Consider the following 12,905-nt stretch of genomic DNA (forward strand, 5'->3'; position numbering starts at 1 on the left):
TCCCGTTGTTCACCTATCATGAAGTAAAAGGTCAGCTTTTACCATCCCATAGGTCACCTATTATGAAGTAAAAGGTAAGCTTTCACCATCCCGTTGGTCATCTATCGCACAACGATTACTGAATGGGCTTCAGGTAATCCTCGAAATATTGCGTAATTCTTTCATGCAAATGGACACTCTGATGTCCGCGCATATTGTGCGGTTCGCCAGGATAGACGAAGAAATCGGGCTGTGTTCCGGCACCGATGCAGGCCTTCAGGAAAGTGAAACAGTGCTGAGGCAGCACGACAGGGTCGTTAAGGCCCTGAATGATCTGAAGTTTGCCTTTCAGGTCCTTGGCTTTGGCGAGAAGAGAGGTCTGCCGATAGCCCTCAGGGTTGGTCTGTGGCGTGTCCATATATCGTTCGCCGTACATAGCTTCATACCATTTCCAGTCGATTACGGGACCTCCGGCCACTCCGACCTTGAACGTTTCGGGGTAGTTGGTTATCAAAGAGATGGTCATAAAGCCACCAAACGACCAGCCGTGGACGCCGATTCGGTTTGCATCGACATAGGGGAGCGACTTCAGATACTTAACTCCTTCCATCTGATCCTTCATCTCCACCTGGCCCAAATATCTGAAAGTAGCCTGTTCAAACTCCTTTCCGCGGTTCTCACTGCCGCGGTTATCGATGATAAACAGTAAGTAACCTTTCTGCGCCATGTATGTTTCCCACGAGCGAGAGCCGTAGTGCCAGCTTGCGTCAACGTTGTGAGCGTGTGGCCCTCCATAGACATAGACTACTGTTGGGTATTTCTTGGTTGGGTCGAAGCCTATCGGTTTGACCATTCTCCAATAGAGATCGGTGGTTCCGTCGGCAGCCTTCACCGTTCCGCTGGTGTATTCTGGCACGTTGTAACCTTTCCATGGGTCGGCTGCCGTGAGCCAATTGTAGCGTGATGGCTTGCCCGTCGTAGCTGTAAGGTCGATCTTCCGTGGCACATCGGGTTCGGAATAGGTATCAACAAGGTAGCTACCGCTCGCACTCAGGTTGCCATAGTGGTATCCTTTGCCATTGTCGAGCAGTGTGCGCTTACCGTTGGAGACGCTGACGCTCCACAAATTGCGTTGGATGGGTGAGCACTCGTTCGACGCATAGATAATGGTCTTCTGCTTGGAGTTGAAGCCCAGCACTTCCATCACTACCCATTTGCCACTCGTGAGCTGCTTGATTTTCTTTCCGTCCTTGGTGCAAAGGTAGATGTGGTTGTAGCCATCTTTCTGCGATTGCATGATGAACCGGTTGCCATCCCATGGCAAAAACAGGATAGGATGGGTGGGTTCGACGTATTTTTCGTCAGTTTCGTGATAAAGTTCGGCTATCTTCCGTCCTGTGGCAGCTTCGTATGACACGAGCTTACAGTCGTTTTGGTCGCGGTTGAGCTCAAACATGTAGATGGTTTTGCTGTCGGGACTCCAGGCGATGTTAGTGAAATAGCGGTCGGTCGGGTCGCCTGCGTCGAGATAAACGGTCTGCCCCGACTTGAGATCATAGACGCCTACCGTCACCTTGTGCGATGTCTCGCCCGCCATGGGATACTTCGTCGGTTCTGGTGTGGCGATGCGCGATTCGCCCTTTTTGGGCGTCCAGTCAACCTCTTGAATATTGATCAGGGGGAAGTCGGTCACCATACTTTGATCCATTCTGTAGAAAGCGAGCCGCTCACCTGAAGGACTCCAGTACAATCCGCCACTGATGCCGAACTCATCGCGATGAACTGCCTGTCCATAGACGATGTTTCGCGATCCGTCGGTGGTCAGTTGCTTTGTATTTCCTTTGCTGTCAGCTACATATAGCTGATTGTCGAGCACGTAGGCCGTAGCTCCCGACACTTTGTTCCAATCCCTTGCCTGTGTATTCTGTATGCGATTCCAGCGCTTTTCGAGTTGCTTGGTCTTGAAATTGACGAGCATATTCTCACGTCCGTTCATCACCAGCACGCAAGGCCTGTCTGCAAAGGGGAAGGATGCTGAGTAAAGGTGGCGTACTTTCTCAGCCGACTCTTTGAGACCAGCCCACGAATTGATGTCGGCGAGGGTGAAAAGCTGTTCCTCCTTGCCGTTTTTCGGGTCAACTTTCGCACAGTATTCCGATTCCGTGCGTATGAGTTGGTCGCCCCACCAAGCTGTGTATCGGCTTTCGGGACGCATGTTGTGATAGTTTTTACCTCCGAAATTCAAGTCTTCCAGTGTAAATGTCTTCTGTGCCATGATGGTTGTCGGAGTGGTAATGCCCATGAGACCAGCCAGTCCCACGAGGCATAATAATGTTTTAGTCTTCATCTGTATAATTTCCTTTCTTGCGGAATCCTCCGCCTTTTCCTCCTTTATCGAACTTGCGTCCGCCTGGTTTGCGGTCGCCTCCATATCTCTTTCCTGACTTGAAGCCTCTTCTGTCGTTGAAGTCATCATCGTCGAAGTCGAACGATTTTCTGCGTCCTCCGCCACGGTTGTCGTTCTTGTCACGACGGCGACGGTCGTTGTTGAACCTGCCGTTGCCGAACGTGTCGTGCTCGAAGCTGTGGAAAGTGAACGACCTGATGTCACCTTCCTCGTTCTCTTCGGTGGCGTCGAGGCGCTTCTTGAACTCACGGTTTTTCTTGAAACGGTGCTTTTGTGCCATTTCAGCTTTCTCCTCTTCGGTCTTCACAATGCCACCTCCGGCTCGGAATTCGTCGAGTCTGCCGTCGAACAGCTGATATCTTCGGAACTCACATTCGAGCGATCCGTTATAGACAGGTATCTTGATGCTTGGCTTGAGTGCGATTTCGCGGAAGCATTCCTCACGATAGGAGAGTATCCACGCCTCGTTGCCCTTGAATTCGTGCTTGAGTCGTTCGCCAATCATTTTGTAAGTGCCGAGCAGATTGGGAGTGGAGATGCGCTCGCCATAGGGCGGATTCATCACAATCACACTCTTCTCTGACGGTTGGGTGAAGTCCTTGAAGTCCTTGTTCTCAATGGTGATGATGCGTGAGAAGCCGCTTGCCGCCACGTTGTGCCTTGCTGTGTTGACCGCTTTCATATCGACGTCGTAGCCATAGATGTGGTGAGTGAACTCACGCTCGGCCGAATCGTCGTTGTAGATGGTGTCGAAAAGCTCCTGATCGAAGTCGGGCCACTTCTCGAAGGCATATTCCTTGCGGAACACACCGGGTGAGATGTTGCGTGCGATGAGAGCTGCCTCGATAGGAAGTGTTCCCGAACCGCACATCGGGTCGATGAAATCGGTCTCTCCCTTCCAACCCGTCATGAGTATCATGCCAGCTGCGAGTACCTCGTTGAGGGGCGCTTCGACGCTCTCCTGACGGTAACCACGGCGGTGAAGCGACTCTCCGCTGGAGTCGAGCGACAGCGTCGCCTTGTCTTCGGCTATGTGTATGTTGAGTCGTATGTCAGGATTGCTGACCGATATATTAGGTCGCTCGCCTGTCAATTCACGGAACTGATCGACGATGGCGTCCTTCACCTTGTAGGTGACGAAGCGCGAGTTTTTGAACTCTTCGGAATAGACCACCGAGTCAACAGAGAATGTCTTTCCTTTGAGGATATATTTGCTCCAATCAATCTTCTTCACCTCGTCGTACATGTCCTCTGCACTCTTCGCCTTGAAGTGGGCAATGGGCTTCAGCACACGGATGGCGGTGTGTAACTGGAAGTTAGCGCGATACATTAATTCCTTATCGCCAGTGAACGATACCATTCTGCGTCCTATCTGTACGTTGTTGGCACCCAGTTGGGTGAGCTCCTGCGCCAAGACTTGTTCAAGTCCCATAAAAGTCTTGGCAATGAGTTCAAATTCTTCCATTAATCTTTAATCAATAAAATTTCCGGTCTCGGCCTTAATGCGTTGATTTTTCGGGCTGCGAGAGGGGGAGTTTCTGTTGTTTATATTGTTGTTTTTATTTATGATTTCTCAATTTTCCATAGTCTGAAAAGCAATGGAAGAGCATATGTACACGCGCCACAGGCCATCGCTCTCAGCGTCACTATCAGGCATCTGACACCTCCTGCGGGCATCGAACTCCAGCTACCACGGCTGGCGACTCCTTTCTTCGCTTATATGTCATGACTGCTCATTATCTGTTACCAAATAAAATAACTTTGCAAAGATAATCAATTCTGTTGGAAAAACAATCCTCGTGCCTTCTTTTTTCTACTGACGCCAACTAAATTGTACCACTGACGGAAATCGGTTGGCAATCAATACCAAACTGGCCGTAAACCAGCGCACGGCCGAAAGCAGTCCACCGAAGTCGGTCAGATGGTCCATGCCGATGCCACGGTGCGGCGGTCGTGCCTCGTTGCTGATGCGGAAGCCATGTGGGAATCCATCTTCGGCGACCGTTCGATGAGCGAGGGCGATTTCATGGAACGAGTAAAAAAACTTTACACCTAAGTCTTTTTCGCAATTCGCCTAACCATCTGTGTTTCAGCCGAATAACAATGACGCTGTAAAAGCTCACCTTTTACTGGGCAAAAGCTGACCTCTCGCACTGCGTTAGCTGACCTTTTGCACTGTGAAAGCTCATTTTTCGTTCGGATAATTTTGAAATAATTTTACAATTATCCTGACTGTCGTATTCGGAATTGACCAAATGATTGAAAGTCCATAAGAACGTGCAAAGCGATGATCTCAAATCGGTCATTCGACCAAACGTTCACTATCAGATGATGACAATATGGCGTCCCGCCTGATTTCATTTGCATTCTTTAGAAATCTCTGTGCGATTATCAATTAATCTAGCAACACTGTGGCTCATCTTACTTTGACTTGCCAGTCTGATTGCTCAAAACAAAAAGGCTGAACCCCGGTGGGAGTTCAGCCTAACACAAAATTAATACGAGCAATTTTATTTCAATACAATCTTCTTTGTCACTGTTCCATCAACCGTTGCCACACGCAATACGTAGATTCCGTTTGCCAATGGCAAGCTGACGGTTGAACTTACGGCTGACGTTGAGAACACCTTAGCACCTGAAATGCTGTAAACGGCGATGTTACGGATGTTCTTAATGTCGCCGAAGTAGATGTTACGGCCGTCGAAAGTGAAATCGGCTGCTGATGCTCCGGTGGTATTTACATCGTCGATGCCTGCCGTAATGCCCAAGTAAATAACCTTCGTGTTTTCGCCACTCACGGTGATTTCTTCGCCACTCTTCTTGCCTTGCGGACGATATTCCATATAGAGGAGGTAAGCTCCGTTAGCGAGTGTAGTGGAAGGCTTATAATTGAAGACAAAGTCCTTTGACTCTCCTGCTGCCAAGCTGACAGCCTTCATGTAGGCAAGTGTACCTGCTCGGTAGGAAGCCGGACGGAAACGGATGTAGAACATTCCCTTAGTGGCTTCGCTTGCTTTCAGCGTAAACTTGATGTTCTTCACGCTTGTTCCTTGTTTCCACTCTATACTCGGAACTTCGAATGCGGTTGCGGTGAGTGGAAGGGCATTGTTCGCTTTCACTTCAATGATGCAATCCTCAAAAGTGCCTTCCATCGGGTATTCCGTGTCCTTATATACGAAATAGGGCAACAACTTGTATTTGCCCGGATTCAAATCCGTACGGACATAATACATTGGATCTTTACGTTCCTGTTGTTTGAATGTTTGTGCATCGAGACGGATGAAGTCGCGAGTTTCCTCCTCGTTCTCTACATTCTGCACCTTGAGCAAGAGGTTCACCGTTCCTTCCAATCCATAGTTGCGAACAGGGTGTGTGAAGAGCACTTTGTCGCCCTGCACAATTTCGTTCTCGTTTGCACCGCTGCTGAGCCATGCAAAGTTCCCCAATTGGCGGATAACCGGTATTTGGGCCGCTTTCTTGACTTCAAGGATAGTTTCGCCCACGAGGTCTTCCTTGAATGGATATTGTTCGAAGTCGGCACCTGCCGGAGCTTTTGGCTTTGCTTTATCGAAAGCGATTACTTTATACTTGCCTTCGGGCATGTCTGCCGGAAGATTGATGAGCAGGCTGAGTTCTTTTTCGCTACTGTCATAGACGTTATTGAGTTTCTCATCAGCCTCGTGCAGATAGTAAACCTTCGAGGGGTCGTCGATGGAAGTGAACTTCAGCCATACGCGTGTAACGTAATAATCGGTTGAATTGTTGCGGATGTGCACTTTGAAACAGCCACTTCCTCCGGCATAAAGCGTTCCATCGGGTGTTATCTTATCAAGCAATGTCACGTCAGGTATCGGCTTATGCTGGTCAACGGCGATGATTTTGCCGTCCTTCACCGTTGCGATGGCATAGTTGGGGAGGCTGTTCGGTGCGAGGACAATGTTCCAATCCTCCGTTCCTTTGGCTTTCACCGCATAGATAATCTTATAGTCATTGCCGTCAGCCACACCGGGTACATTGACCGAGCAATCCTGCATCTTAGCCCAATCGCCATTGGTCAGCGGCTTCTTGTCGAGGTTCACGCCCTTTACGTTCAGGGGTTGCTCCTTAAGATTGGCAACAATCTTTCCATCTTTGTTAATGAGCACTGCGGCGATGACACCGTCGAAGTCGTCGCAATCGTGGTTGCTGATGATGGACATGCACTGTATGCCGGTGGAAAGGAGTGTTGCTGTGAAGCGCGTATCGCAATAGATGTCCCATGAGCGTTTGCTGCCTTCCACGGGTTTCTGTATGCCCGTGATGATTTCCTGTTGCAGATTGTAACCTCCGCCGTTGGCACCGATGCCGAGGTCGTAGGGGTTCAGCGCGTTCACGAGGAAGTAGCCGTTGCTCTTGCCATACCATCCCCAGTTGATGTGCACGTAGTCTTGGTCGTCGTAACCATCGCAAACGTAGGCGTGTCCGCCCTGTCCGTCCTCATTTGAGGCACTGTAGAACACGGGGCGTTTTGCGTTGAGTTCTGCCTTAATCATGTCCATCCACTCTTTGGTGCTGAAATATTCGCGTTTCTTGTAGGCAATGGCTTTGTCGTAGCCGAAGTAATTGACGAGCGCACCTGTAACAGCTTGCGAGAAAGCGCCACTGCCTGCAGGTGCGAACGACATGTGAACCGATACGGCAGCCTGATAACTGAGCGTTGCCACCTGTTTGTTCTGTTCGGCATTGGCATTGTCTTTTTCGAGCCATCCTGGCATATTGTTCCAATCATAGGTGGTTGTGCCAAAGTTAGCGGTGAGGTCTTGTCCGATATTACTCGTATAAGTTAGTTCGCCAATGCCTTGTGCGGGCCAACGATGGTAGCGCATAATTTGTGCCATTGCCGTTGCCACGCAACCCACGAAATAATGCTTTGTCTTCGCTTCGGCGGTGTAGGTGGGCATCATGCCGTTGAAGGGCGCATCCTGTCCCCATTGTATTCCTTCCTCGTCGAGGAGCGGAGAAACAACGACATTTCCCTTTGTCGGGTTGGCATCTGGGATGTGGGGAGCACGGCGCGCAGCGTTGGCTGGTGCATTCTCAACAAGGCGGGCAAACATCTGAAGCATTGTCACGATGTTGCTGGGCGCATTCTCCATTTCAAATGAGCCAGTGTCGCTGTAACCGATGATCTGTCCGATTGCATCGTCACCAGATACGATGACAAAGCCTTGGCTGTTGTCAGCATTATAAACATAGAAAGGAGCAAATTCCTTATCGGTGCTCTTACTAAGTCTGAGTTTTGCTGGAATGGCGGCAAAGCGTGCTTTCGCACTTCGGTGCATCTGTCTTGTCATGAACTTCTGCGCTATTTGCTGTGCCTCTGTCTTTGACACCTTGCCGGCAAATGAAGGTACGGCCAGTATCAAGAACAACAGTAATAGATTTAATGTTCTTTTCATTGCTTGGTTTATATTAAAGTTTAACTTGTGTCATGTCTGTCATGTTCAGAAATAGGTCTTCAGGCTGAGGTTTTTCACCTTAATAGATTACTTAATTGCACAAATTTAGAGTTTTTATTCATGACTTACCCTATATTTTGAGTATTTTTTACGCTAATAACGTATTTTAACGAAGCCGTTCCCTATTCCTTATGCACGTCCTTTGAGGTTGAAACATATCTCATCAGCCTGATTTTATGTACCATAGATGCCTCTTCTTGCAAGATTGCATCATATAATATACGGTTTAAACATAGAAATCTCATAGTTTTTGCGTAACTTTGCAACAGTTCTGTACAAACAAAGCAATATTGAAATGATGACATTATATCCAAAACTGATTACCGACGCACTGGCGAAGGTGGTCTATCCAGGAACAAAGAAGAACCTCGTTGATAGCGAAATGGTGGGTGATGACATCCGTATTGACGGGATGAAGGTTAGCTTCACGCTGATTTTCCCACGCGAGACCGACCCATTCATGAAGTCAACGCTCAAGGCCGCCGAGGCACAGATACATTATTCTATAAGCAAAGATGTGGAAGTAACGATTCAAACCGAGTTCAAGTCGGCACCAAGGCCAGAGGTCGGCAAGTTGTTGCCACAGGTGAAGAACGTCATCGCTGTGAGTTCAGGCAAGGGCGGTGTGGGAAAGAGCACCGTTTCGGCCAATCTGGCCATCGCTCTGGCACGTCTGGGCTACAAAGTCGGACTTCTCGACACCGATATCTTCGGTCCGAGCATGCCGAAGATGTTCGGTGTGGAGGGCGAACGTCCGTATGGCGTCGAAAAAGATGGGCGACAGCTGATCGAACCCATCGAGAAGTATGGTGTGAAGTTGCTTTCCGTAGGCTTCTTCGTCAACCCCGATACGGCGACACTGTGGCGAGGGGGAATGGCTTCTAATGCTTTGAAACAGCTGATAGCAGATGCCAACTGGGGAGAGCTCGACTATTTCATCCTCGACACTCCGCCAGGAACGAGCGACATTCACCTCACGCTCCTTCAGACCCTTGCCATCACCGGCGCAGTAATTGTCTCCACACCGCAGAAGGTGGCCCTTGCCGATGCAAGAAAGGGCATAGACATGTACCGAAACGAGAAAGTCAACGTGCCTATACTCGGCCTTGTGGAGAACATGGCTTGGTTTACGCCAGCCGAGTTGCCAGAGAACAAGTACTATATCTTCGGAAAGGATGGGGCAAAGAAACTCGCCGAGGAGATGGATTGTCCGCTTTTGGCACAGATTCCCATTGTTCAGAGCATTTGTGAGAACGGAGATAATGGGGAACCGTCAGCCACCCACATCGAAACGGCGACCGGACAGGCCTTCATCAGTCTGGCACAGGCTGTGGTGACTGTCGTAAACCGCCGCAATAAGGAGAAAGCTCCGACTAAAATCGTGCATGTGAGCCAAAAATAACTGCGCTTTCCGAGTCCGATAACCGAGCATTCACTCCTGTGAGCTGAAGTAACCATATATATAAGGTGGCAAAAACGATGCCGTCAGCTGACAAACCGACTGCTGACATTGTAGGAATGATGCGGTGATTCAGGACTTATCGGGAAAAGTCAAGTGATGATTTTTCATCGAATATTCCAGTTCCCATATTATAATAAGGTGTAAACAACAAAGTTTCAGATTTGAAATCATGAGGCGACCGCTCCCCCTTCACAGTCCGAGAAGGAGGAGCGATCGCCTTATTTATTAGTCATTTCATCGTCGTTGAGCGTCATTCAACCACGATTGTCCGATGAATATCAACTCAACGAACACTCATTCCGACACCCTAGCTGCCCAAAGCCACTCCGTCTTACCATTTGTAAGCCATTCAAACCTTAGTCTATCAATCTGTTTTCTTGTGTTAAATAAACTTGACAGAATGCATTACTCATTATCTTTTTATCTATATTTGCAGTAATCTATTCGCTACGAAACAAGAAAAAGCGTGTTTTGTAAAAGTGGAACCATAAAAATAGGACATTATGAAGAAAGACCTGTTGAGAAAATTGCTGGCCGCCGCCAGCAAGGACGGCACCATCGAGCACGTCATATCGGGGCATCAATCCACAGGGCTGCCAAGTGTTATCGTTCAAACGGCCGACCTCCGAGGAGCGCAACCATGACTATTTGTGACGACTACAGAAGAACGTGCCCGAAAGAGCTCGCATAGGCATCCTCAACCGCCCAACTTTCCCTGCGACAGACAACCCGTCTGTTCCCGTCAATGATGGATCGACGAAGTGCCATGATACGATTTTCAGCATTTTCAGGGTGATTCACCGTTATTCGTTATCTCATCCATGTGGGCGGAAACAGACTGCAATGCTGTCAGCACAACCGTACTTTCATCGCCAACCAGTAGCTGGACGGGCAAGAAATGATGAAAAATCAATCAGAAAATCAAAAAAATCTTTGTGAAATAAATACCTTTTTGTAACTTTGCGTTTACTTAAAAAATCTGTATTCCATTATAAATCTAACATAAGCATCAATGACAAGACCAACCAAACCCATTGAAGATTTCAACCAGTTGGTGGAATATCTGAATGAGAAAAAGATTCAAAAGAATGTTGCTGTGGCATGGCCCGAAGACGAACACACACGCGAAGCCGTTGAAATGGCGGGCAAAACTGGTTTCCTGAAACCTATTCTCGTAGGTTCAAAACAGACACAAGAAAAATACGAAGGCCAGTTCGAGACCATCTTAGCCGACGACCCAGCCGACGCTTCGGCAAAAGCCGTGGAGTTGGTGCGCAACGGACGCACACAAGTGCTTATGAAGGGTTTTGTCAACACCGACGTACTCCTGCGTGCCGTGCTCAACAAGGAGACGGGTATCCTGCCAAAAGGCCGGATTCTCACCCACGTAACGGCAGCCAAAATATCAACCTACCACAAACTGCTCTTCTTCACCGACCCAGCAGTCATCCCATATCCTACACAAGAACAGCGCATGGCGCAGATTGAATACATCGCCGACATGTGCCACAAATTCCACATTCCACAACCCAAAATTTCGCTTATCCACTGCACAGAGAAGGTTGACGAGCGCCATTTCCCGTTCACCGAGGGCTACATGGAACTCAAACAGATGGCCAAAGACGGCAAATTCGGCAACTGTATCGTAGATGGGCCGCTTGATCTCAAGACTTCCTGCTCGGCGGAGGCCCTCAACGCCAAGAAACTGGAATCGCCAATAGGAGGCGAGGCCGATGCACTCATATTCCCAGACATCGAGGCTGGCAACGTATTCTACAAGGCTATTACGCTCTTTGCTCAGACAGAGACGGCAGCCGTTCTACAAGGAACCCTCGCTCCCGTAGTATTGCCGAGTCGAGGCGACACCGTCAAGTCGAAGTTCTATAGTCTGGCACTCGCCACAATGATATCAACCGAAAAATGACATATACGATGTACAAGGTATTAGCTATTAACCCAGGCTCTACATCAACAAAGATTTCCGTTGCACACAATGACAAACTGCTTTTCGTTGAGGACATCAAGCACTCAAGAGACGAGCTGAGCCAGTTCGAGAAAATATCAGACCAGTATGAATTTCGCAAGCAACACATTCTCAGTGAGCTTGAGAAGCGTGGCATTCCATTGGATTTCGACGCCACAGTAGGCCGCGGTGGACTGTCGAAGGCCGTTCCAAGCGGTGTGTTCCGTGTCAACCTGCAGATGATTGAGGACCAGAAGAAAGCCGTTCATCAGCACGCTTGCGACCTTGGCTGCATGCTGGCTTACGAGATTGCAGAGCTCATTCCTGGCTGCCCCAGTTTCGTGGCCGATCCGGGCGTGGTTGACGAGATGGCACCAGAGGCTCACATCACCGGTCTGCCAGAGATTCCGCGCATCTGTATATGGCACGCGCTCAACCAGAAAGCCATCGCACGACGCTACGCAAGCGAAATAGGCACCACTTACGACAAACTGAACCTCATTATCTGCCATCTTGGTGGCGGAATCTCCATTGCGGCTCACGAACAGGGAAAGGCGATAGATGCCAACAACGCACTCGACGGTGACGGACCTTTCTCACCAGAACGCACTGGCACACTGCCCATGTCGGACATCATACACCTTTGTTTCAGCAGTGGCATGAAAGAGGAAGAGCTACTCCGACTGGTCAGCGCTCGCGGCGGACTGCTGGCTCATCTGGGCACCAACGATATGCGCATGATAGTTAAACAAATAGAAGAAGGTGACAAGCATGCGGAGCTGATTGTTTCAGCAATGATATGGAATGTGGCCAAGGCCATCGCAGCAGAGGGGGCCGTTCTCTGCGGAAAAATTGACGCTGTGTTGCTCACGGGTGGCCTATGCTACAGCGACTACATCGTCAACTTGCTCAAGAAACGCATCGAATTCCTCGCCCCAGTAGTGGTTTATCCTGGTCAGGACGAAATGCTCGCCCTCACGGAGAACGCCATTGCTGCCTTGAGTGGCCAGCGCGAGGTGTTTGAATATTGATTTACGGAACGTCCGAGGGATAGCCCTCCCTTCGCCTACAACGAATCATCCCCAACCAATCGTCGGAGATAAAGCACATTTGCTATTATGGATTTCCGATTGAAAGGTTGGGGATGATTGTATCTAATTTTTCCAATCACAAACTCATTCGTGAGCTTTGGCATTGCGAAAGGTCATGTTTCGCACCGCAATAGGTAAGCTTTTGGAGAGTGAAAGGTGAGCTTTCGCAAACCAATTCATAAAACAGTGTCTTTTCCTGAATTCACTTGTCAGATCTGACGATTTATTTCTGTTTTACTTGTCAAATATTTTCCTGTTTACTGAATGACTTGACATTAACATTATATAGGTTAAATTTGAAGTCAGTGCACTTGTATAAAAGAAGATGGACAACACCTAAGTTCCGTCATATTTTCGGCAAGGTCTTAGGGGGCTCGATGCCCCCTGGGACCTTTGGTGAAGATGGCATAAGACCGTCGTTCGCCATATTTTCGGCGTTCCAAAGATACGTTATATTTTTCTTTTTTGCAAGCATTTATCTCTTTTTCCAAAGATTTCTCCCGGG

6 protein-coding genes and 1 pseudogene are annotated in these 12,905 nt (G+C 48.8%); 4 read left to right on the top strand and 3 right to left on the bottom strand.

Annotated elements, in window-relative coordinates:
• Positions 1 to 115: 115 nt before the first annotated feature.
• From H515_RS0111885 to H515_RS0111895, 3 genes are all read right to left on the bottom strand, one after another.
• A complete protein-coding gene (locus tag H515_RS0111885) occupies positions 116 to 2,326 on the bottom strand; it encodes a S9 family peptidase (protein ID WP_028902001.1) in 2,211 nt (736 codons plus the stop codon).
• Positions 2,316 to 3,851 (bottom strand): THUMP domain-containing class I SAM-dependent RNA methyltransferase, encoded by a 1,536-nt coding sequence (locus H515_RS0111890; RefSeq protein ID WP_025875012.1) that lies wholly within the window; start codon positions 3,849 to 3,851, stop codon positions 2,316 to 2,318. The genes H515_RS0111885 and H515_RS0111890 overlap by 11 nt, the downstream gene beginning before the upstream one ends.
• A gap of 1,045 nt (positions 3,852 to 4,896) precedes the next feature.
• Positions 4,897 to 7,824: a thiol protease/hemagglutinin PrtT gene (locus tag H515_RS0111895; RefSeq protein WP_028902002.1), complete on the bottom strand. Its 2,928-nt coding sequence runs from the start codon at positions 7,822 to 7,824 to the stop codon at positions 4,897 to 4,899.
• Between the two features lie 358 nt (positions 7,825 to 8,182).
• On the opposite strand from H515_RS0111895, the gene H515_RS0111900 reads away from it, so the two are divergent.
• The 4 genes and pseudogenes from H515_RS0111900 to buk all read left to right on the top strand — a co-directional run bounded on the left by H515_RS0111900 (position 8,183) and on the right by buk (position 12,340).
• A complete protein-coding gene (locus H515_RS0111900) occupies positions 8,183 to 9,286 on the top strand; it encodes an Mrp/NBP35 family ATP-binding protein (RefSeq protein ID WP_025875014.1) in 1,104 nt (367 codons plus the stop codon).
• Positions 9,287 to 9,882: 596 nt separating this feature from the next.
• Positions 9,883 to 9,997 (top strand): annotated as a pseudogene (locus H515_RS14675) (polyphosphate kinase 2 family protein); the annotation flags it as partial.
• Positions 9,998 to 10,358: 361 nt separating this feature from the next.
• On the top strand, positions 10,359 to 11,270 hold the full coding sequence (locus H515_RS0111910; RefSeq protein ID WP_025875016.1) for a phosphate acyltransferase: 912 nt from the start codon (positions 10,359 to 10,361) through the stop codon (positions 11,268 to 11,270).
• Positions 11,271 to 11,278: 8 nt separating this feature from the next.
• A complete protein-coding gene (gene buk / locus H515_RS0111915) occupies positions 11,279 to 12,340 on the top strand; it encodes a butyrate kinase (RefSeq protein WP_028902003.1) in 1,062 nt (353 codons plus the stop codon).
• Positions 12,341 to 12,905 lie beyond the last annotated feature (565 nt).

Source organism: Prevotella corporis DSM 18810 = JCM 8529, assembly GCF_000430525.1.
Taxonomy (GTDB): Bacteria; Bacteroidota; Bacteroidia; order Bacteroidales; family Bacteroidaceae; genus Prevotella; species Prevotella corporis.